The sequence below is a fragment of the Congregibacter variabilis genome, assembly GCF_045689235.1.
GTDB lineage: Bacteria > Pseudomonadota > Gammaproteobacteria > Pseudomonadales > Halieaceae > Congregibacter > Congregibacter variabilis.
Genome location: NZ_CP136864.1, coordinates 452,436 through 472,646, shown reverse-complemented (window position 1 = coordinate 472,646; position 20,211 = coordinate 452,436). Strand labels below are relative to the sequence as shown.

21 protein-coding genes are annotated in these 20,211 nt (G+C 55.1%); 10 read left to right on the top strand and 11 right to left on the bottom strand.

The window, feature by feature from the left end; genetic code table 11:
- Positions 1–2: 2 nt before the first annotated feature.
- From ccmD to ttcA, 5 genes are all read right to left on the bottom strand, one after another.
- Positions 3–206 (bottom strand): heme exporter protein CcmD, encoded by a 204-nt coding sequence (ccmD, locus tag R0135_RS02145; RefSeq protein ID WP_407348622.1) that lies wholly within the window; start codon positions 204–206, stop codon positions 3–5.
- Entirely contained in the window at positions 206–946 is a 741-nt protein-coding gene (locus tag R0135_RS02140; RefSeq protein WP_407348621.1) for a heme ABC transporter permease, read from the bottom strand. Before R0135_RS02140 ends, ccmD begins: the two co-directional genes overlap by 1 nt.
- Positions 947–1,023: 77 nt before the next feature.
- Entirely contained in the window at positions 1,024–1,698 is a 675-nt protein-coding gene (gene ccmB / locus R0135_RS02135; RefSeq protein WP_407348620.1) for a heme exporter protein CcmB, read from the bottom strand.
- A gap of 8 nt (positions 1,699–1,706) precedes the next feature.
- On the bottom strand, positions 1,707–2,312 hold the full coding sequence (gene ccmA, locus R0135_RS02130) for a cytochrome c biogenesis heme-transporting ATPase CcmA (RefSeq protein ID WP_407348619.1): 606 nt from the start codon (positions 2,310–2,312) through the stop codon (positions 1,707–1,709).
- Between the two features lie 3 nt (positions 2,313–2,315).
- The gene (gene ttcA, locus R0135_RS02125; RefSeq protein WP_407348618.1) at positions 2,316–3,161 is read right to left on the bottom strand and encodes a tRNA 2-thiocytidine(32) synthetase TtcA; all 846 of its coding nucleotides are present in this window, start codon (positions 3,159–3,161) and stop codon (positions 2,316–2,318) included.
- Between the two features lie 157 nt (positions 3,162–3,318).
- Between ttcA and R0135_RS02120 the strand changes: the two genes are divergently transcribed.
- Positions 3,319–4,299, top strand: coding sequence for a malate dehydrogenase (locus tag R0135_RS02120; protein WP_407348617.1), 981 nt, complete (start codon positions 3,319–3,321; stop codon positions 4,297–4,299).
- A gap of 19 nt (positions 4,300–4,318) precedes the next feature.
- Complete coding sequence (locus tag R0135_RS02115) at positions 4,319–4,942, top strand: TetR/AcrR family transcriptional regulator (RefSeq protein WP_407348616.1); 624 nt, start codon at positions 4,319–4,321, stop codon at positions 4,940–4,942.
- 14 nt (positions 4,943–4,956) lie between these two features.
- On the opposite strand, the gene R0135_RS02110 is transcribed toward R0135_RS02115, so the two are convergent.
- Complete coding sequence (locus tag R0135_RS02110) at positions 4,957–7,425, bottom strand: ABC transporter permease (RefSeq protein ID WP_407348615.1); 2,469 nt, start codon at positions 7,423–7,425, stop codon at positions 4,957–4,959.
- Position 7,426: 1 nt separating this feature from the next.
- On the bottom strand, positions 7,427–8,098 hold the full coding sequence (locus R0135_RS02105) for an ABC transporter ATP-binding protein (protein WP_407348614.1): 672 nt from the start codon (positions 8,096–8,098) through the stop codon (positions 7,427–7,429).
- Positions 8,099–8,159: 61 nt separating this feature from the next.
- Between R0135_RS02105 and R0135_RS02100 the strand changes: the two genes are divergently transcribed.
- The gene (locus tag R0135_RS02100) at positions 8,160–8,762 is read left to right on the top strand and encodes an arylesterase (RefSeq protein WP_407348613.1); all 603 of its coding nucleotides are present in this window, start codon (positions 8,160–8,162) and stop codon (positions 8,760–8,762) included.
- On the top strand, positions 8,759–9,604 hold the full coding sequence (locus tag R0135_RS02095) for an ion transporter (protein WP_407348612.1): 846 nt from the start codon (positions 8,759–8,761) through the stop codon (positions 9,602–9,604). Before R0135_RS02100 ends, R0135_RS02095 begins: the two co-directional genes overlap by 4 nt.
- Before the next feature lie 30 nt (positions 9,605–9,634).
- Here the strand turns inward: R0135_RS02095 and R0135_RS02090 are convergent, their stop codons facing one another.
- Positions 9,635–10,537 (bottom strand): hydrogen peroxide-inducible genes activator, encoded by a 903-nt coding sequence (locus R0135_RS02090; protein WP_407348611.1) that lies wholly within the window; start codon positions 10,535–10,537, stop codon positions 9,635–9,637.
- A 101-nt stretch (positions 10,538–10,638) separates the two neighbouring features.
- Between R0135_RS02090 and R0135_RS02085 the strand changes: the two genes are divergently transcribed.
- The 3 genes from R0135_RS02085 (at position 10,639) to R0135_RS02075 (ending at position 13,079) form a co-directional block, all read left to right on the top strand.
- Positions 10,639–11,460 carry an HAD-IIB family hydrolase gene (locus R0135_RS02085; RefSeq protein WP_407348610.1) on the top strand — a complete coding sequence of 274 codons (822 nt, stop codon included), beginning with the start codon at positions 10,639–10,641 and terminating at the stop codon, positions 11,458–11,460.
- Positions 11,461–11,540: 80 nt separating this feature from the next.
- Complete coding sequence (locus R0135_RS02080) at positions 11,541–12,110, top strand: NnrU family protein (RefSeq protein WP_407348609.1); 570 nt, start codon at positions 11,541–11,543, stop codon at positions 12,108–12,110.
- A 93-nt stretch (positions 12,111–12,203) separates the two neighbouring features.
- Positions 12,204–13,079 carry a lysophospholipid acyltransferase family protein gene (locus tag R0135_RS02075; protein WP_407348608.1) on the top strand — a complete coding sequence of 292 codons (876 nt, stop codon included), beginning with the start codon at positions 12,204–12,206 and terminating at the stop codon, positions 13,077–13,079.
- Between the two features lie 46 nt (positions 13,080–13,125).
- On the opposite strand, the gene R0135_RS02070 is transcribed toward R0135_RS02075, so the two are convergent.
- Together R0135_RS02070 and R0135_RS02065 are read right to left on the bottom strand one after the other, a co-directional pair.
- Positions 13,126–14,490 carry an MATE family efflux transporter gene (locus R0135_RS02070; protein ID WP_407348607.1) on the bottom strand — a complete coding sequence of 455 codons (1,365 nt, stop codon included), beginning with the start codon at positions 14,488–14,490 and terminating at the stop codon, positions 13,126–13,128.
- 81 nt (positions 14,491–14,571) lie between these two features.
- Complete coding sequence (locus R0135_RS02065; protein ID WP_407348606.1) at positions 14,572–15,111, bottom strand: peroxiredoxin; 540 nt, start codon at positions 15,109–15,111, stop codon at positions 14,572–14,574.
- A 343-nt stretch (positions 15,112–15,454) separates the two neighbouring features.
- Here R0135_RS02065 and R0135_RS02060 point away from each other — a divergent pair, with 343 nt between their 5' ends.
- The 3 genes from R0135_RS02060 to R0135_RS02050 all read left to right on the top strand — a co-directional run bounded on the left by R0135_RS02060 (position 15,455) and on the right by R0135_RS02050 (position 18,630).
- Complete coding sequence (locus R0135_RS02060) at positions 15,455–15,895, top strand: hypothetical protein (protein ID WP_407348605.1); 441 nt, start codon at positions 15,455–15,457, stop codon at positions 15,893–15,895.
- Positions 15,896–16,039: 144 nt separating this feature from the next.
- Positions 16,040–16,900 (top strand): helix-turn-helix transcriptional regulator, encoded by an 861-nt coding sequence (locus tag R0135_RS02055; RefSeq protein ID WP_407348604.1) that lies wholly within the window; start codon positions 16,040–16,042, stop codon positions 16,898–16,900.
- A 119-nt stretch (positions 16,901–17,019) separates the two neighbouring features.
- The gene (locus R0135_RS02050) at positions 17,020–18,630 is read left to right on the top strand and encodes an FMN-binding glutamate synthase family protein (RefSeq protein WP_407348603.1); all 1,611 of its coding nucleotides are present in this window, start codon (positions 17,020–17,022) and stop codon (positions 18,628–18,630) included.
- A 67-nt stretch (positions 18,631–18,697) separates the two neighbouring features.
- Here the strand turns inward: R0135_RS02050 and R0135_RS02045 are convergent, their stop codons facing one another.
- Positions 18,698–20,092: a M20/M25/M40 family metallo-hydrolase gene (locus R0135_RS02045; protein WP_407348602.1), complete on the bottom strand. Its 1,395-nt coding sequence runs from the start codon at positions 20,090–20,092 to the stop codon at positions 18,698–18,700.
- Positions 20,093–20,211 lie beyond the last annotated feature (119 nt).

The window sequence follows — 20,211 nt, the reverse complement described above, 5'->3', positions numbered from 1 at the left end:
GTTCAGGACAACTCCACGCTGGAGCGAGTTTCAGACTGGCGATTGCGGCGGTGTTCCCCGCGCAGCTCGCGCAGTAAACGCCGCTTGCGAATCAAAGGTGACAAAATCAGAAGACTCATCACTGCGAGCGTGATGGCGTAAGCGGACCAGACATAAGGCCCATGCCCGTCCATAGTAAGGGCCGCGGCAACACTATCAAAGTACATCAGGCCACTCCTCCTACCAATCGACGCACCCAGCCGGTTCTGCGTTCGCGGTGCAAAATTTCCACGCGCATATTGGCAAGCAAGGCACAGGTAAACATCAGATAAAACGCCACGATGCACAGCAGCAATGGGTAAAGCATACTCGGATCGATAGTGCTTTCACCGCTGAACTTTATCGACGCAGGCTGGTGAAGGCTGTACCACCAATCTACCGACTTGTAGATGATGGGGATGTTAACGGTACCCACCAAAGCCAGAATCGCGCAGGCGCGGGCGGCTGCCACTTTATTATCATAAGCCTCGTAAAGCGCCATAACACCCAGATACAGGAACAGCAGAATCACCATCGAGGTTATACGGGCATCCCAGACCCACCAGGTTCCCCAGGTTGGTTTACCCCAGATCGAACCCGTCACCAATGCCACAAAGGTAAGCGCCGCACCTACAGGAGCCGCAGCCAGCATCGCGATATCGGCCATCTTCATCTTCCAGATCAGGCTCACTGCCCCAGCGATAGCCATCACGTAATAACCCGCTAATGCCACAACAGAGGCCGGCACATGGATGTAAATAATCCGATAGCTGTTGCCTTGGCGGAAATCAGGAGAGGTATACAGCAGTCCCCACACCACCCCGGTACCCAGAGCGATCAAAGCAATCGGCAACAACCAGCGCAAAATCGTGCCGGCAATACCGTACAACCAGGGCGGGGAACCCAATTTATGAAAGAACGTCCACATCAGCGAATTATACTCGGGCCAAAGAGCGGGAACAAAGCAATCGACCGGCGCTAAAAACGCTCGGCATCAGCAAGTCATCAGGCATCAGCTGAGATCCTCAGGGCCGCAGCGATCGCCACAGGACCCAAGGCGATGGCCAAAGAGAACATAGCTCCGAGCACCGCCAGATAAGGTGCAAAAGCCAATCCGTCCACAGCTGCGCTCACCGCTCCCGACCCAAAAATCAGTACGGGCATGTAAAAGGGAGTGACCAGAAGCCCGATCAACATTCCGCCGCGGCGCAAACCCACAGTAAGCGCTGCACCTATCGCCCCTAACACGCTCATAACGCCAGAACCCAGAGCCAAGGACGCCATCAGCACAACAACTCCCTGCTGGGGCAGACCCAACATCAGAGCAAACACAGGGGACAAAAAAGCCAGGAGCAGCCCGCTTAGCAACCACTGCACCAATAGGTAGGGCATCACCAAAAAGTACAGGGGCTGCTGTGCAATGAGCAGTTGATCCAGCGACCCGTCGTCGTAATCGCTTTGAAACAGCGTTTCGGCACCTAACATGTTTGCCAATAGCGCGACGATCCACAAGATGCCCCCGGCAAACATGGACAAAGTATCCGGTGCCGGTCCCAGCCCCAGGGGAAACAGCACGATAACGATCGCGAAAAAAAGCGCCGGATTGAGCAATTGTACGGGCCGACGCAGGGCCAGCGTTAACTGGCGTCGCAACATTGCCAGATACACAGTCGATGCCATACCCGAGCTCACGAGCGTCTGCCTGTTGGCAGGTCAAGCAGTTGGGCGTTTACTGAGGGATCCAGCGCCTGGTGAGAGCTCAGTAGCACCGCCCCACCGGCGGCAGCGTGCTCTACGAAACGCTGTTGCAAGCGCGCCATGCCCTTGGTGTCGATGGCGGTGAATGGCTCATCGAGCAGCCACAAGGGTTTTTGGCTCAAATACAGACGTGCCAGGTCCACGCGCCGCTGTTGCCCTGCTGACAACTGTGCCGCGGGAACATCTTCATAGCCGTACAAGCCGACCTGGGCCAGTGCTTCATCTATGGCTTGATCTTCCGAAAAGCTTTCCCCCGACGGATGCCAGTGCAGGTTTTCCCGGGGACTTAACAGCCCCTTCACGGCGCTTTGGTGTCCCAAGAACAAACAGGCACTGTGTCTGTGCACAACACCGTCAAAACCGTAACGGGACAATCCCGCCAACATACGCAGCAAGGTTGTCTTTCCTGCACCGTTCTCACCGCGCAGATGCACTATGTCGCCGGGACTAAGACTGAAAGAAAAACCAGAAAATAGCTGCCTGCCTCCGCGTTCGATCCCAAGATCAATCGCTTCGAGAATAGATGAGCCGCTCATGCGCTAAAGATTAACCGCGTTGATCCGCGAAAATTGTGCCGCTGCAACCGGCTCCGCAGCATTCAAACTGAAAAAATCAAAGAGATCCCGGTCTGCCAACTGTGACGGAGAGATATTACCTATGGCCTTAAAGATGGTCTCCGTTCGACCGGGATACTGCTTTTCCCAATCCACCAGCATTTTTTTGATGGCCTGGCGCTGGAGATTGTCTTGCGACCCGCACAAGTTGCAGGGAATGATCGGAAACTCCATTGCCTGAGCGTAACGCTCAAGGTCCGCCTCTTTACAGTAGGCCATGGGCCGAATTACCACGTTTTTGCCGTCATCGGACAACAGCTTGGGCGGCATCGCCTTGAGACTCCCGCCAAAAAACATATTCAAAAACAGCGTTTCCACAATATCGTCCCGGTGATGTCCCAGGGCTATCCGCGTTGCGCCAATTTCTTCGGCAAAGCCATAGAGCGTGCCGCGCCTCAGGCGAGAGCACAAACCGCAGGTCGTCTTGCCCTCAGGAATAACTGATTTGACGACGCTGTAGGTGTCTTTTTCGAGGATGTGATATTCGACGTTCTGTTTGTCGAGATATGCCGGAAGAATCTCCGGCGGGTAGCCTGGCTGCTTCTGGTCCATATGCACAACAATGAGTTCAAAACTCACGGGGGCGCTGCGCTGTAAGGACTGCAGGACATCCAACATAGCGTAGGAATCCTTCCCGCCAGACAGGCACACCATAATCCGCTCGCCGTCGCGAATCATGTCGAAATCCACGATGGCCTGGCCAACCTGGCGTCGCAATCGCTTGTGCAGCTTGTTGAACTCGGTTTTTGAGCGCCGAGGGTCGCGATTCATTACGCTGTAAGCCCCTGTTTGAACACGCGCGCATGGTACTCGCGAGGCGCTGGGCAGGTCCAGCGCTCCTTCAGCGCAGACCTTGTCTTTTTGGGGCGTAATGCCGACAATGCGCGGCGTATTTTTTACACCCAAGTCCCGACATCAGAGGTCTCCTATGAAAGCACCCGTTCGCGTTACAGTCACCGGCGCCGCTGGCCAAATCGGCTACGCACTCCTTTTTCGTATCGCGTCTGGAGCCATGCTCGGCGACGATCAGCCGGTTATTTTGCACCTACTGGACATCACCCCGGCAATGGACGCTTTAGAAGGTGTCCGCATGGAACTGGATGATTGTGCCTTCCCGTTGCTGGCCGGTATTGTCTGCACCGATGATCCCAACGTAGGCTTCAAAGACGCCGATTATGCATTGCTGGTGGGCGCTCGTCCTCGTGGTCCAGGCATGGAGCGTAAAGACCTACTCGAAGCCAACGCAGCGATTTTCTCGGTACAGGGCAAAGCGATTAACGATAACGCCAGCCGTAATATCCGTGTATTGGTAGTAGGCAACCCCGCCAACACTAACGCTCTTATTACTCAGCGAAACGCGCCGGACATTGACCCACGCAACTTCACAGCGATGATGAGACTTGATCACAATCGCGCCAAGACGCAAATTGCTCAGAAACTGGCTGCGCCGGTTACCGCCGTGAGTAATATGACGGTTTGGGGGAATCACTCCGCCACACAGTATCCAGATCTGCATCACACAACAGTTGCCGGGAAAGTTGCTGTCGACCAGGTGGAGCAGCAGTGGTACGAAGACGACTTCATACCCACCGTGCAGCAGCGTGGCGCGGCAATCATTAAAGCTCGGGGCGCCTCATCAGCTGCTTCCGCGGCCAATGCAGCGATCGATCACATGCGCGACTGGGCTTTGGGCACGGCTGAGGGCGATTGGGTATCCATGGGCGTTTACTCTGACGGCTCCTATGGCATCGCCGAAGGACTGATCTACTCCTTCCCCTGCCGTTGCAGTGGCGGCGACTGGACTATTGTCCAGGACTTGGAAGTCAATGCGTTTAGCCGCGGTCGTATGCAAGCTACAGAGCAGGAACTCACAGAAGAGCGCGACGCCGTCGCCGACTTGCTTCCCTGATCTTCAGTCTTAGCAAGCCATGACCCAGGCCGCTAGTCAGCGGGCATACCACCACGGGAACCTGCGTGCGGAGCTGCTCGAACAAGCTGTTGAGCAGCTTCGCTCCACACCGGCGGAGCAGTTAAGTCTGAGAGCCGTCGCCCGGGCCTTGGGCGTATCACAGACTGCGCCTTATCGTCACTTTAGTGATAAAGAAGCCCTGTTAGCCGCTATCGCGACGCGGGGTTACCGTGAACTACTCGAGCAGCTCGCAACTGCGCGAGACGCGGGCGGTGATAGCGCCGCGCAACAACTGAGGCTGGTCGCGCGGGCTTACGTCGACTTTGCCGGACGCCAGGAACAGCTGTTTAAGCTCATGTTCGGCCCCTTGGTGCAGCCCGGTGATGATTACCCTGAGCTAAGAGAGGTGAGTCGCGAAACGCTGCTGCTAGTGCAAGCAATACTGCAGCACGGTATGCACAGTGGTGAGTTTGAAGAGCAGGATATTATCTATCTGGCTAACGCCTCCTGGGCTGGAATCCATGGTGTCGCCACCCTGCGGGTCGATACCCCCGGCCTTTACAGCAAACACATCGATCTACTACGCCAGATTGATGTCGCGGTAAACGCCTTTATCAATGGGATTCGACGGCGAGACACCTGATTTGAGGCTCGAGCTCAAGCGTCTCTTAGAACCTCCGCAGGCGCGACAGAAACAACGCGCCGACAGTTCCACAAGCCCAGGCCACCGATGAGAATTGCCGCCGCCATCAATGTTGGCAGCCACAAGCTCGGCGTAGGCGTATAAGGCAGCTCCAGCACGAATCGCTGCAAGGCCCAAAATGCGGCCTCGGCTGCAGTTATTGCCAGCACGCCGGCCATGAAACCCAGCGTCAAAAACTCAATAGCCACAGCGCCTAAAATATGTGATCGCCCCGCTCCCAAGGCGCGCAACAAGGCGCTCTCGCGAAGGCGCGAGTCTGCCGTGGCCTGAACCCCTGCGATAAGAACAAGCACCCCTGCCAACAGCACCAAACCCAACACCAGCTCAATGGCAGAGGAAACCTGCGAAAGTGTACTGCGCAGCTGTGCCATGATCGCGTCGATTTCAAGCACAGTGGCCGTGGGATGCGCACGCAGCAACTCGTTCAATAAAGACTTTTGCTCGGGCGGCAAATAGAAACTCGTCATGTAGGTGACGGGATAACTGTCCAGCAGACCAGGCGGAAACACCATAAAGAAGTTGGGCTTGAATGATTCCCAATCGAGACTACGTAAACTGGTCACAGTAACCGCAAATTCCGCCGCACCAATACGCACTTGCACTTGATCCCCCACGTTCATGCCATAGCGCTGTGCAAACTCATGCTCCACCGACACAGCGGCGGTCTGGCCCGGCTGCCACCAGCTACCATCGAGAAGCTCGTTACCGTCTGGCAACTCAGCTGACCAAGTGAAATTCACTTCCCGCTGGGTCGGCGCATCATCGTCTTCTGCTTCGATTGGCAAGGCTTCTCCGGCAACGCCCATCAAACGTCCGCGCAACATTGGATACAGCTTCTCCCGGCGCACCTGTTGATCATCAAGCAAGGTACTGACAGAGCCTAATTCGTCGGGCGCAAGATTCAACAAGAAGTGATTGGGAGCACCATCGGGTAACTGCTGCTGCCATCCCTCAAGAAGAGACGTTCTCAGCAAACCCAAAAGCAGCAACAACATGATCGCCACGGCGAACACCACCAGCTGTAAAGCATTACCCAAACCATGGCGCTGTAAACTCGCAAGAGCCAAACGCCAGACACTCCCGGCCTGCATTCCCAAGACACGCCCACCCCGGAGTAAGAACAGCGCCACTAATCCACCGAGCACAGTCACTGCGAGGAGTCCGCCGAGTACGATCAGTGTTAGCTGTAGATCAGCGCTGTACCACCACATCAGCAAAACCATGGCCAGCAGACCCAAAAGATAGTCTCTGGGCTCTCGGGTATCATGGAGCGGCATGTCACTGCGCAGCACTCTCAATGGACTGATCGCAGTAAGCCGACCCAGCGAGGGCCAGGCAAACACGCTTACGCACACCAGTGCGGTGACCGCGCCGATAAAGTACGGCCTTGGCTGAAACAGGGACGGCATTACCGTGAGCTGATCAGCAAAACTTTGCAAAGCCAATACCTGGAGTACCCAGGCAAGTAGCCAACCCAAAAGCAGCGCAATGAACCAGCTGATTGCCAGTGTCGCTGCATAGAGACCCTTCACCCTTGAGGAGTCAGCCCCCAGGCTTTTCAGAAGCGCAACATAGTTCTGGTGTCGCTCGGCGTAACGCCGGGCGGCCAGACCTACCGCCACGCTGGCTAGAATGACGGCCAGACTACCCGCAAGCAAAAGAAAACGCTCGGCGCGAGCAAGAGCCCGCCCTACAGCGGGCTGGGACGTTTCTACACTTTGCAATCTCTGCCCCGGCTCCACCGCCGCTTCCAACCAGAGTGTGAACTCTTCGGCGGCTTCAGGATCTCCGGCGTACAACTGTCGATAACTTACCCGACTTCCCGGTTGCACAACTTGCGTCGCAGGGATGTCACCGGCATTGAGCATCACCCGAGGACCTACTCCCAAAAAACCTCCCGCTCGATCGGGCTCCCCCCGAATAGCCGCGGCAACCTTAAACTCAGCCTCACCAATACCTACGGTGTCACCCACCGCAATATCCAGTAGCGCGAAGAGCCGTGGCTCTATCCACACCGAGCCCCTCGGCGGCGCTCCCCGGTGCTCGCGAAGCTCGCCATAGGGCGCATCACTCAAGCGCAAGGCACCGCGCAAAGGGTAGCCATCGCTAACGGCTTTTACCGATGCGAGCACCATTCCATCTTCGCCTGCATAGAGCATGGACGTAAAATTGAGCGTTTCCGCTGACTCAAGACCCCGTTGGGCCGCTTCAGAAAGCCAGATTGTGGGGAGCGGGCGCGCATCACGCACCACCAGATCTGCCGCAAGAAAACTGTGACTTTCCTGGCGGAGCGCGGACTTTAGCGCCGCAGCAAAACCGCTGATACCAGAGATCATGGTTACCGCCAGAACCAAAGCCCCCAGCAGAACGCCCAGTTCACCACCGCGCCAGTCGCGAACCAACATTCGCAGTAAAAGAGTCATGTCAGGCAGACTCTACTTCGTAAAGCTCACCGCTATCCATTTGCAGCTGCCTCTCGCAGCGTTTCGCGAGTTGCAGGTCATGGGTAACAAGTACCAGTGTCGTGCCCTCCTCGCGATTGAGGCCGAATAACAGGTCGGTAATGCGTTCTCCGGTGGCACGGTCAAGGTTCCCGGTGGGCTCATCCGCAAAGAGAATCCGCGGGGAACCAGCGAAAGCCCGGGCGATAGCAACGCGCTGCTGCTCACCTCCCGATAGCTGCCGTGGATAATGATCCCGGCGATCGGCAAGCCCCACACGCTCCAGATAGCCCGCAGCACGCTCGCTGGCGTTGCCATCGCCTTTTAACTCCAGTGGGAGCATTACGTTCTCAAGAGCAGTGAGCGCCGGGAGTAATTGAAAGGACTGAAACACAAAACCCACGTCACGACCCCGCAAAGCAGCCCGACCATCCTCAGTCAAGGCCTGAAGGTCCGTGCCATCGATGCACACCTGGCCATCGCTTGCCGTATCCAGACCTGCCAGCAACCCCAGCAGTGTCGACTTACCGGAACCTGAGGCACCAATAATCGCAACACTCTCGCCCGACTTGATTTCGAGGTTAATCCCTTTCAGTATCGCAAGCTCCCCTTCTGCCATGGGTACCCGCTTGCCGAGATTTTCTGCAGTAATCATTTGTGCTCCTGTTGTGCAGGCTTTACGCGTATGGCTGCTAATCGGATTGACCTGCCTGCCCGTGAGCTGGCCCGTCAGTGCGACTGACGCGTCTGAGATAACGCCGCGTGTGCTGGTGCTGGGCGATAGTATCAGTGCCGCCTACGGAATGTCCCTCGAACAGGGGTGGACCGCTATTCTGGAGCGACAGTTGCGCGGTCGCTGGTCAAATAGTTTCGTTATCAACGCGAGCATCAGTGGAGACACCTCTGCCGGAGGGCTGAGGCGTCTTCCGAGTTTACTCACCGAACATGCCCCCGATCTACTGGTGATCGAGCTGGGTGGCAATGACGGACTCAGGGGTTATCCCACCACCAAGCTGGAGAGCAACCTGACACGCATGGCAGAGCTGGCTAAGGCGGCTGGCGCAGCGGTCTTGATTTTACCCATGGAAATCCCGCCGAACTACGGTCCGAGGTATACAAGAGCTTTTAGAGAAAGCTTTAGGCGGGCCGCCGATGCAACGGGCTCCACGCTGGGTCCGTTCATCCTCGATGGGATTGCAACCGACCCAAGCCTCATGCAACAAGATGGCATTCATCCGACCGTCGAAGCCCAACCACTGATTAAAGATATCCTGCTCCCGGTCATCGAGTCCCTTTTGGCCCGGAGTGAGCTCTCATGAGCCAACGAGAGCAAACGCCGCTGCAGGCGCATCTTTACAAGATTATCTTTGGCACAGATACGCCATCGGGCAAGTGGTTCGACCTCATATTGATTTTTGCGATTCTCATCAGTGTTAGCGTAATCGTTGCCGACTCCCTGACCAACATCCACCGCGACTATGGCGTTTTGCTGCAGCGAATTGAGTGGGGGTTCACTTTTTTGTTCACCCTCGAGTACATGGTCCGCATCTGGATAGCGCGGAATCGCAGAGCCTACCTGTTTAGCATATATGGGATCATCGATTTCCTGGCAATTCTGCCCAGCTACCTCGCCATACTCATACCCCAGACTGCGCCATTGCTGATTATTCGCTTGCTGCGCGTATTGCGTGTATTCAGGGTTCTGCGCTTGGTAGGGTATCTCCATGAGGCGAATCAGATCGCCGGCGTTATGCGCAATTCCTGGCGACAAATCTTTGTTTTCTTCTTGATTGTCATAACCATCATCGTGGTATTCGGCTGCCTGATCTACGTGCTCGAAGGACCCAACAACGGCTTTGACAACATACCCGTCAGCGTCTACTGGGCTATTGTCACTGTCACCACCGTCGGCTACGGCGATGTAGTGCCGGTCACCGTCGCCGGCCGCACAATTTCAGCGCTGGCTATGCTGGTAGGCTACGCGATCATTGCCGTACCTACGGGAATCTTTACCGCCAATATCATTGAGAAGCGACAGACCAAACGTACACCACTTAACTGCCCTCAATGCGCCCGGGCGGGCCACGAAGACGACGCCCGATACTGTCGCCACTGTGGCAGCTATCTGCGTACCGACGACGAAGAAAACAAGCCGGTATAGAACAATCCTGCCACTGCGCGATGCGCTCGCCTAGGAGGCCTGGCGCGCGATTATGTAGTCTCCTAAAAGACGAAACTCAGCTTGTCTTGGCGTTTTTTTACGCCACATCAGGCCGATATCACGCTTGACTGAAGCATCGGCGAAGGGTGTGACGATCACGTCCGGTGAAGCCAATGCTCCCGCAGTAACCGCCATACCGGGAACCAAGGTAACCCCTATGCCGCTGGCGACCATCTGCACCACTGTGGTCAGGCTCGTCGCCTGATAGGGCACTGTATATTGACTGCCCCGCAGCTTGCACGCTTCCAGAGCGTGATCTCTCAAACAGTGGCCATCCTCGAGGAGGAGCAGCTCCTGGCCTTCCAGACTATCTGTAGACAGATCAGGCTGGGACGCCAGCGGATGATCCAGTGGTGAAGCCAGATAAAAGGGGTCGTCGAAAAGGTGCATACTCTCAACGCCCTCGGCCATAACCGGCAGCGCAAGCAGCAACAGATCCAACTCGCCTCGATGCAGGGCTTCGATAAGGGGTTCAGTCAGGTCCTCGCGGATAAAGGGCGTAAAATCCGGATAATCGTTGCGCAGGGATTTCAGCAGACCCGGGAGTAAAAAAGGCGCGATAGTGGGAATCACTCCCAAACGCAGACGGCCACTGAGCGGCTCAGCGGAAGCCTGACACAGGGCCACCAAATCCTCCACATCGAGGAGCAAGCCCCGAGCGCGCTCGACCACCTCCTCCCCAAGGCTCGTCAGTACCAAACTACGGTTATTACGTTCAAGCAAAGACGCACCCAGCACTTCTTCCAGTTCGAGAATCCCGGCGCTGAGAGTCGACTGAGAAACATGGCAGGCTCGCGCGGCCCTCCCGAAATGGCCGTGCTCTACCACCGCGCAGAGATAGCGAAGCTGTTTGATCGTTGGATGTCTGCTCATATCTCAGGAATTCCGATTTGAAACGAAAAGATAACAGACTTCCGCGTAAATGCGTCGATCACAGGAAGCCTCCCCGATGCAATGGCGCTATAATCCCCGCCATGGACCTCATCGTATTTGACCTCGACGGCACGCTTCTTAATAAGTCGTCCAAAATTTCCGCTTATACCCGGGAAACACTTCGTCGCCTTACCGACCGGGGGATTGCCTACACGGTAGCCACGGGCCGGGCCTTGCACGGAGCCATAGACATTCTCGACGGTCACGGGTTTTTGCTGCCGCAAATTTACAAGAACGGCGTAATGATCTGGAATCCGGAACTGGGCGACTACAGCACGAGTCATGTTCTGACCCTGGATGAGATTGGTCACGTGGCCGACGCGTTTATCGAAAAGGATGTGACGCCGTTTTTCTTTACGCTTGAGCCGGGCAACCGTCACGCTGTCTACCATCCACCGCTGCGCCAAAAAGCAGAGTACAAACTCGTCAAAAGCTTTCAAAGGGAACGCAATTTGCCTGTACTCCCCGTGGCTGACTTACCTGCGGATGCAGACATCACCAACATCAGTGCCATAGGGCCCGACACCGCCATCAATGCGGTGGCCGATATGATTCAAAATGAAGAGCAATTAGTGGCCTACATGGGTATTGCCATAGAGGACCGCAAACTCAACTGGATCGACATCCATCATCATTCGGGCAGCAAAGGTGGTGCGGTAGAGAGTCTGAAGCAAGAACTTGGTTTTAGCCGGGTAATTTGCTTTGGTGACAGTGACAACGATCTGAGCATGTTTGAAACAGCCGACGAAGCCTACGCACCAGAAAACGCCAAAGATAGTATCAAAGCTGCCGCTACCGCAGTCATCGGACATCACGACGCCGACGGGATCGCACGGTTCCTTCGCGAGCGCTTCGAACTGTAAGCATCTACCACAGATATTTAACCGCGATTTGAGTCTACAATGTCTGTAGGGTCCTGATTCCAATAGATGAGGTTGCGGCTATGAGCCTTCTGATCGCTGGTATTTTACTATTCACTGGAACACATCTTTTTTTGAGTCTGGCTCCCGGTAAGGTCGAGCTTGCGAAACAACGTATCGGAGCAGGCGGTGTAAAAGCCCTGCTTAGTGTTCTCAGCATCGCGGGGCTTGCGCTACTGGTGTTCGGTTGGCGTTCCAGCGACCCCACCTGGTTATACAGCGCGCCAGCGAATGTCCGTAGCTTCGCCCTGGGATTGATCGTTCTGGCGCTCTACCTTTTTGTCGTTTCGAATCGCCCTTCCGCAGTAAAACGCATAGTGCGTCACCCGCAGCTTAGCGGTGTTCTGCTGTGGGCAACTGCGCACTTGCTGCTCAATGGGGACACGCGATCATTACTTCTCTTTGGCGGCATGGCTTTTTGGGCGGTGCTGGAGATCCTGCTCATCAATCGTCGGGAAGGTGCCTGGGAAAAGCCGCCGGCACCGAGCCTGGTAACAGAGCTCATGACTGTCATTGCCGCACTGGTCTTCGTCGCTTTCGTTGCCTGGGCACATCCCTGGCTGGCAGGCGTACCGGCAATCGCAGGGCTCTGAAACCGGAAGTGGTAATAGTTGATGGCTTATCATTAGCAAGAGCGCGATATACTCCGAGCTTCCAGACTATTCTCTTTCTCCAGGGCAGCAGCCATGGCCGTGAAAACGCCACTATCGCGAGACAGTAATCCACTGTCCGAAGAACAAGCTTTGCGCGAGCATATTAATCGAGCGCTTGCCACGGAGCCGCCCCGCGGCCTGGAAGAAAAACTCATCTACAGGTTTTCCAAGCTGTGGTTCAGGCCTGAGCTGCACAATACAGATCGCTTGCCCGATAGACCCTGCCTGTTTATTGGCAACCACGCGCTATTTGGTCTGGATGGCTTTGTGATACTGCCCGTACTTCTGGAGGAACATGGCCGTTTTCTCCGCCCCATGGGTGACAAGTTTCTGTTCTCTCAGCCTGGCGTTGCCAAAACGCTAATGCGGCGTGGAGCAACAATGGGGCACCCTGAGGTAGCTCGCGCACTCATGGCCCACGATCAGGACATACTGGTGTTTCCCGGGGGAGCGCACGAAGCGGTAAAGCCCAGCCGTGAGCGCTATCAACTGCAGTGGAAAGAGCGTCTTGGTTTTATCCGTTTGGCTGCGGAATTTGGTTACACCATTGTGCCCTTTGGACTGGTGGGGCCTGATGAATTTTACGAATACCTGTTAGACAGCGAGCAAATCGTAAAGCTGCTAAAGCAATTTGGGTTTTGGTCCGACAACATGCGCCCGGATGCAGTACCGCCACTATTGCGTGGTGCCCTTGGGACTGTGATGCCCCGGCCCCAGGCCAGCTATCTGAGCTTTGGTGAGCCATTGGAACTCCCTTCTCCCGGAGCGCGAGCACCGAGCGTACAAAAGCTCAAAGCCTGGCGATCCACTGTGGCAGAACGCATTGATACCGAGATCGCCGACATGTTACTTCGACGAGAACAGTCACGGCACACGCTTGGCCTTCTGCGCCGCATAGCGAGCGTTTAAACAGCTGGGTGTCGATCGCTGGTGAAACGGCCTCCCCGGCCACTACTCACTCAAGCATCACTCGAGCGAGCCTCTCCGGGTGCCGCCATCGAGAGCCCATAACCCTCCAAAGATACAGCAGTGCGTTGGTTATGAGCATGGCAACAAACACATACCAGCTGACTAGGGAACCAAGTTGCCACACACGAATGACAAACACCTGAACGATCAGGGTGAGGATGTGAATCGATACCGACGCCACCATTAACCAACGAGTATCCCCCGCTCCCCGAAGGACCCCGCTGCAGACTAAAATGAGTCCATCGGCCACAACGTAGGTCGCCATACCAATCATCATGGGTGCCCCCACGGCGAGAATCGGTGAAAAATCCATGCCCGGGGTGGCAAACATCCGCAGCAGTGACTCTCGAAAGACCACAAAACACAAACCCATCACGCCCGCGTAGCTCACCGCCATAACAAAGCCCGCGGATATCACTTCATTTGTTCTGGACATGTCGCCGGCACCCACCGTGCGTCCAATCATACTCATCAGTGCGATGTTTAAGCCCATGAGAGGAACAAACGACAACATGTCCCAATTAAATACTATCGCCATAGCCGCGCCTTCGGCGACACCGTAGGACTGAAACATGAGCAGAAACACATTGAACGTACCCATACCAATAAGCACCTCAAACCCCGAAGGTAAACCGAGCCTGAGATAGCGACGCATAATGCCCGGCATGAACACGAAGGACTTACGCAAATGAAAACGTCGAGCGTGAATCGGGTTGAAATAGAAAAGCAGATAGATGGCGATGGACAAAATACAGGCGATCACAGTTCCCAGCGCCGCACCGACAATCCCCAGCTCCGGCAAGCCAAGACGCCCAAAGATCAAAACGTAACTCAGGGGTATATTCAAAAAAACACCGATGAGATCGGCAATCATCACCACGCGCGGACGAGCGATCCCAGAGAAATAGGAAGCAAGAACAGTTTTTACAAGAAAGAAAAACCCACCGCTCATGAAGGTAAGAAAATAGGGTTTTTCCAAAGCCACCAGCTCCGGTGCATGCCCCATCCACTCAAACAGTGACAGCATGGGCCACGCCAGCAGCAACAGCAGCGGCATGGCTACCACTGCCAGCATGATGCCCTGGGTGACAACACGAGGGCAGCTGCGCATATCTCTGCGTCCAAAATACTGCGCAACCAGCGCATTGCCATAAGCCGCAATACCGTTGAAGAAACACAGACACACCCAGAAGGACACCCCGCCACCTAAGGAGGCAGCGACATGTACAGGGCTAATGCGCGATAAAAAGAACCGATCGGCGAAGGACATCAGGGCGAGCGCACCCTGAGACACCACCATGGGAAGTGCCAGTAAGAAAAGCCTGTTGAGCGTTGCTCGAGAGAACCACATAGCGCCCTGCCAATTGCTGGGCGCGTATTCTACGCCTCTAACTCGGCCACCGGCGGAAAATTCCCAGGCCTTTTGACGGACTTAGGAATCCGTTTTCGAGACGCCGAGTTTTTCAAGATTGGCGATCATATCCTCGGCCGAGGTACTGGGCTTCACCGCACTGTCTATGTGCGAAATCACGCCATTAACATCGATGTAGTACGTATAACGACGGGCAAACCCCATGGTAAAAACGCCGTAGGCCGTGGCCACCTTTCCGTCGGGGTCGCTCAAAAGCGGGAAATCCGCCCCGGTGTCTTGTGCAAACTCAGCGTTCTTCTCCACCGGATCGGTGCTCGCCATAAAGTAGCTCACATCAAACTTACGAATCTGCTCACCATTTTCCGCGAGGCTTTTGCACTCAACAGTGCACCCTGAGGTAAAAGCGCGGGGAAACCAAGCCAGCACCACGGCCTGCTTACCGCGGTAATCGGACAAGTTGTATGTTTGACCATCTGACGCGGCCAAACTGAAATCCGGCGCCATATCGCCTACCTTGAGCTCCGCATGAGCAAAGGCGGCGAGCAGACTTAATGCTGCAATGAAGAGCATACGAAGCGAAGCGATAGCGAAATACTGCATAGTAAAGTGACTCCCGAAGAGGGTTTGACGAAGTATAAAGAGCTTAGCGCATCTCCCGGTAAAGACGATGCTTGAGCTATTGTTACGTAGCGGGGATCACCCAGATCACTGATCAAGACAGATCAATGCGCGAATTTCTTGGCTTTGCGTCGCAAACTTACACAAAGATCAAAGTGATAAAGCCTTTACCTGCGGGTCGCTTGCCATTAAGTTCTAGCCTGCGTAACGTACCGGCGCGAATAACTGTTGGTCTGACGCCCTGTTCTTGTCTCATGTTTTTAGAACGGCAGTAGCCAATATCCCGGGTAAACCCAAACCAACTCATCAACAAAAAGGAAATATCATGCGAACTAAAGCGATCATTGGCGTAGTTGCCACCTCTGCCCTCCTCCTCACACTGGGCGGCTGCAGTAAAGAAGACATGGATAAAGCCAAGAGCACCGCAGAAGAAGCTGCCGAATCTGCCTCAGAAATGGCTGAGGGAGCTATGGATAAGGCAGGCGACATGGCTGAAGGCGCAGTTGATGCTACTGGTGATGCCATGGAATCTATGGGCGACGCTGCCGAAGATGCTATGGAATCAGTTGGAGACGCGGCTGATGGCGCCATGGAATCTGCAGGCGAGATGGCTGAAGCGGCCACGGACAAAGCCGGTGAAATGATGAACGACGGCAAGGACGCTGCCAAAGGCATGATGGATGATGCTGAAACAGAAGCCAAAGATATGATGGATGATGCCGAAGCCGGTGCTGCTGACGCCATGAAGAAAATGGGCGAAAGCTGAGTAGCTGAACAGCTCTACCTATCGCTCTGAGGCGCAAGTTTGCCACCGCGCCTCAGAGCGTCTTCCCTGCGGGACTCAACGGGACGGCGGCTAAAGATTTACATCCTCAAAAACACCACTGAAATACCACCCCGGGAGTGACCTATGGACCTGTGGCCATATCGCTGGGACCATCTCCTCAGGTACCGTTATATTGAAATCATAAGTTTGTGGGAAGGCCGTCTGACCACCGGGCATCTTACCCGCTGCTTTGGTATCGGCCGCCAACAGGCCAGCAAAGACATTAATTTTTACCTTCGAGAAATTGCACCGGGCAATATTGCCTACGACAAGTTTCTCAAAGGTTACCGGCCCACCGATGAATTCCAGCCGCGAGTGACTCGCGGAACGGCCGACGAATATCTGCACTTGATGACTCGGGACGAACAACTCATGGGGGTGTTCGAAGCACTGCCATTGGCCACCGCCAATGTAGAACAGCTAACGCCTCCGGGACGCGATGTTTCGCCCCGCATTCTTCGTCCTATGATTCAGGCTGCCAGAGCCCAAAAGCGCCTGGAGGTTGACTACGTGTCCCTGCAGCATCCCGATCGGGAGGGCCGTATTATTGTGCCGCACACCCTGGTGTTTACGGGATACCGCTGGCATGTCCGCGCCTGGTGTGAAAAGAATCAGAGCTTTCGAGATTTTGTTTTAAGCCGTTTTCGCGGCGAGGCCGATATGCTGGACGCGTCACCCTATGGCGAAGACCAGGACAATGACTGGCAAAATCGCATTGAACTTGTGATCGTGCCGGACGCGAGGCTATCCCCCGCGCAGCAGGAAGTCATAGCCCATGATTACGGTATGCAGGACGGCCAGCTATGCCTGAATACCCGAGCCACTCTCGTCAACTACCAACTGCAGTTATTACAATTGGATCCGGGCAAGCAGCAAGATAATCCCCTGGCGCAACAGGTAGTGCTACAAAATCGCGAGGCGCTTTCTCCCTGGCTTTTCGGATGATTTAGCTATCCACTCAAATACACCTGACAGCTTGATTATTATCACCGAAACCTCGGGAGCAAAGTACGCTTGCCACGCAAACTCATCTCATCGCGCAATCACTAATTAAGGAGACCCCCGTGTCACGTGCGGCGTTTTTTATTGTGCATATCCTGCTGGCCGGTATTCCCTTCTTTGCCGGGCTCCATAGCTTACTTAGCTGGCTGTTTTTTCTTCTGGTTCTGATCAGCTTCTGCATTGGCATCTACGACATGCAGCAGACAGAACACAGTATCAGGCGTAATTTCCCGCTCATCGGCCGGGGACGCTGGCTCCTTGAATCCGTGCGACCTTTTGTACAGCAGTATCTCCTGGAGTCGGACGTCGGCGGGGCGCCCATCAACCGTATGTTTCGGGCGATCGTCTACCAGCGTGCAAAGGGGGACTTAGCCAGTGTGCCTTTTGGCACTAAGGTCGATACCTATCATGATGGCTACGAATGGATGGGACACTCCATTGCCGCGCGCGATATCAGTGCATTGGATCAGAATCCTCGAGTCAGTGTTGGCGGTGCAGATTGTACGCAGCCCTACAGCGCGGCCTTGCTTAATATCTCAGCGATGAGCTTCGGCTCATTAAGCAATAACGCCGTTCGCGCCCTCAATCGGGGAGCGGCATTAGGAAACTTTTATCACAACACCGGTGAAGGTGGCGTTTCAGAATTTCATTGTGAATATGAGGGGGATTTGGTCTGGCAGATCGGCACGGGTTACTTCGGATGCAGAAGCGAAGATGGACGGTTTTCTGCCACAAGATTTGCCGAGACCGCCATGCGTGACAACATCAAGATGATTGAGATCAAACTCTCTCAAGGCGCAAAACCCGGACACGGTGGAATACTCCCCGCCAGCAAAAACACGGATCTCATTGCGCGTATTCGACAGGTCCCCGTGGGGACAGAAGTCGTTTCACCCTCGGCCCACAGCGCATTCTCCAGCCCTCGGGGTCTTCTTGAGTTCGTCAAGCAACTACGCGAACTCTCTGGCGGAAAACCCGTTGGCTTTAAACTCTGCGTTGGCCGCGAAAGCGAGTTCATCGCCATCTGCAAAGCTATGCTTGAGACGCAGATCATGCCCGACTTTATCACCGTCGATGGCGGTGAAGGTGGCACGGGAGCGGCGCCTTTGGAATACAGCAATTCCGTAGGAATGCCGCTGCGCGATGGACTGGCTTTTGTCGTCAATACCCTCGCGGGGTTCGGTCTGCGAGAGCAAATCCGTATCATCGCTTCCGGAAAAATTATCACTGCTTTTCATGTAGCAAAAGCCCTGGCTTTGGGGGCCGACCTTTGCAACAGCGCAAGAGGAATGATGTTGGCCCTGGGCTGCGTGCAGTCGCTGGAGTGCAACACTAACCGCTGCCCCACGGGCATCACAACGCAAGATCCACGGCTCATACGAGGTCTGGACGTCAGCGACAAGGGGACGCGAGTAGCGAGATTTCACAGCGAGACCATGCATGCACTGTTAGACCTCGCATCCTCCGCCGGACTGGATTCACCCAAGCAACTAGACCGAACACACATCTATCGCCGAGTCGATCAGATGACGATCCGGCGCTACGACCAGCTATTTCCCCTTCCACAAAATGGCGCCTATCTAACCGCCACGGCGGCCGACGCTGTGTTCGTTCACCTCAATGAGGCAGACAGTGACAGTTTTTCTGTGCGAAGCGACAAAGCCAAACATTAAATTTAAAGGTGTTCGAGGTGTAATAGCCGAGCAGCAAAAACCACTGCCCGGCTTTGTCCAAACAAGATTACTTGGGAGTGGTTAACTCGCGAATGATCACGGACCAGTGATCCAAAGCGTCGTAGAAGGCCTTGATGGGCACCCGCTCGTTGAGTCCGTGAGCGTACATCTCGTCCGGGTTCATAAACACGCCGGAAATACCCCAGGTGGGAATGCCCGCCGATCGATAATGCATCCCGTCGGTACCACCTGACTCCATGTAGGTAATCATATCCAGACCCGGATGCCGGCTATGCACTGATTTGCTCACCGCTGCGAGAACGTCTGCGCGAATCTCAGAGATCGGACTCTCTGTGGGATCCCCCAACAGAACAAACTCCGCCTCTTCGTTGCCAACCACTCCCCGCAGTTCGGCTTCGATATCAGCTACCGAGACGCCGGGGAAAATACGACAGTTAACCGTTGCGGTCGCAGATTGCGGTAAGGCGTTCTCGGCATGTCCTGCCTGCAGCATGGTTACTACACAGGTTGTACGGGTAGTTCCCACATAGGACGGTTGGCTGCGCAGGGTTTCCGCCGCTTCGGCATCTTCAGGGTCATAGGCAAAGCGCACCATGGCGTCGCCCAGCTCACCCCCAATCTTCTCGCCGATTTTTTGGAAATACGACAGCGTCATCTCACTCCACATCACAGGAAAACGATGGGCTTCAATAGCTTTTACCGCACCAGCAAGGTCGTAAATGGCGTTGTCATCCCGAGGACGACTACTGTGTCCACCGGGATTACGTACTGTAATTTCCCAGGTGGCGTAGGTCTTTTCAGCAGCCTGCACGCGGTAACTAACAGCCACACCGTCAGCCGTGAGACTACCGCCGCCAGCATCTGAGTTCAGCGCGTACTCTGCCTCTGCAAGCTCCGGCATTTCATAGGCCATCATTCGTGTTGTGGTCATGCCACTTTCTTCGTCGCCGGAGAAAGCAAGGATCAGGTCGCGATCAGGCACGAAACCCTCTTTCTTTAGGCGGATCATGGTCCCGGTCAATTGCGCGACGCCGAATTTGTTATCGATAGTGCCCCGGGCGTAAAAATTCACCTCGTCCTGTGTCAACTCAAAGGGAGGACGCACCCAGTCTTCGGCCAAGGCTTCGACCACATCCATATGCCCCAAGAGCAAAATTGGCTTAGCTGAGGCACTACCGTCGCCGCGGTAGGTTGCGATCAAGGTGCCAAAGTCATCTTTTGGTACGATGCGCACATCTTCTTTTGCAAAACCGGCAGCGATTAACTCATCAGCCAGATATTGGGCTACTCGTATCGTATTGCCCTTGGTCTTGGAGGTATCAACCTCCACAATGGTCCTGTAGATCTCCAGTGTCTTTTGCGCGTGCTCACTTTGTATCTGAGCCTGCGACGCCACACTGAGCGATAACAGGATTAAAGCCGTCCAGAAACTTCGACGCATTCACGTTCTCCTGATTTACGTGGTTGGGTTGAGCAGTGTAGTGTTGTCACAGCCCCGCGTCATGGGAGCCGCTTACATCACTGACGCAAAGCTTATAGGATTCGTCCACCAGTAAGGGA

Bases quoted from the DNA above. Each gene is read 5' to 3' on its own strand.
- R0135_RS02080 (WP_407348609.1), top strand. From the start codon at position 11,541: ATGAGCCTTCTGATCGCTGGTATTTTACTATTCACTGGAACACATCTT.
- ccmA (WP_407348619.1), bottom strand. From the start codon at position 2,312: ATGAGCGGCTCATCTATTCTCGAAGCGATTGATCTTGGGATCGAACGC.
- R0135_RS02075 (WP_407348608.1), top strand. From the start codon at position 12,204: ATGGCCGTGAAAACGCCACTATCGCGAGACAGTAATCCACTGTCCGAA.
- ttcA (WP_407348618.1), bottom strand. From the start codon at position 3,161: ATGAATCGCGACCCTCGGCGCTCAAAAACCGAGTTCAACAAGCTGCAC.
- R0135_RS02110 (WP_407348615.1), bottom strand. From the start codon at position 7,425: ATGACTCTTTTACTGCGAATGTTGGTTCGCGACTGGCGCGGTGGTGAA.
- R0135_RS02090 (WP_407348611.1), bottom strand. From the start codon at position 10,537: ATGAGCAGACATCCAACGATCAAACAGCTTCGCTATCTCTGCGCGGTG.
- R0135_RS02095 (WP_407348612.1), top strand. From the start codon at position 8,759: ATGAGCCAACGAGAGCAAACGCCGCTGCAGGCGCATCTTTACAAGATT.
- R0135_RS02120 (WP_407348617.1), top strand. From the start codon at position 3,319: ATGAAAGCACCCGTTCGCGTTACAGTCACCGGCGCCGCTGGCCAAATC.
- ccmD (WP_407348622.1), bottom strand. From the start codon at position 206: ATGTACTTTGATAGTGTTGCCGCGGCCCTTACTATGGACGGGCATGGG.
- R0135_RS02055 (WP_407348604.1), top strand. From the start codon at position 16,040: ATGGACCTGTGGCCATATCGCTGGGACCATCTCCTCAGGTACCGTTAT.
- R0135_RS02045 (WP_407348602.1), bottom strand. From the start codon at position 20,092: ATGCGTCGAAGTTTCTGGACGGCTTTAATCCTGTTATCGCTCAGTGTG.
- R0135_RS02105 (WP_407348614.1), bottom strand. From the start codon at position 8,098: ATGATTACTGCAGAAAATCTCGGCAAGCGGGTACCCATGGCAGAAGGG.
- R0135_RS02140 (WP_407348621.1), bottom strand. From the start codon at position 946: ATGTGGACGTTCTTTCATAAATTGGGTTCCCCGCCCTGGTTGTACGGT.
- R0135_RS02065 (WP_407348606.1), bottom strand. From the start codon at position 15,111: ATGCAGTATTTCGCTATCGCTTCGCTTCGTATGCTCTTCATTGCAGCA.
- R0135_RS02060 (WP_407348605.1), top strand. From the start codon at position 15,455: ATGCGAACTAAAGCGATCATTGGCGTAGTTGCCACCTCTGCCCTCCTC.
- R0135_RS02085 (WP_407348610.1), top strand. From the start codon at position 10,639: ATGGACCTCATCGTATTTGACCTCGACGGCACGCTTCTTAATAAGTCG.
- R0135_RS02115 (WP_407348616.1), top strand. From the start codon at position 4,319: ATGACCCAGGCCGCTAGTCAGCGGGCATACCACCACGGGAACCTGCGT.
- R0135_RS02070 (WP_407348607.1), bottom strand. From the start codon at position 14,490: ATGTGGTTCTCTCGAGCAACGCTCAACAGGCTTTTCTTACTGGCACTT.
- ccmB (WP_407348620.1), bottom strand. From the start codon at position 1,698: ATGGCATCGACTGTGTATCTGGCAATGTTGCGACGCCAGTTAACGCTG.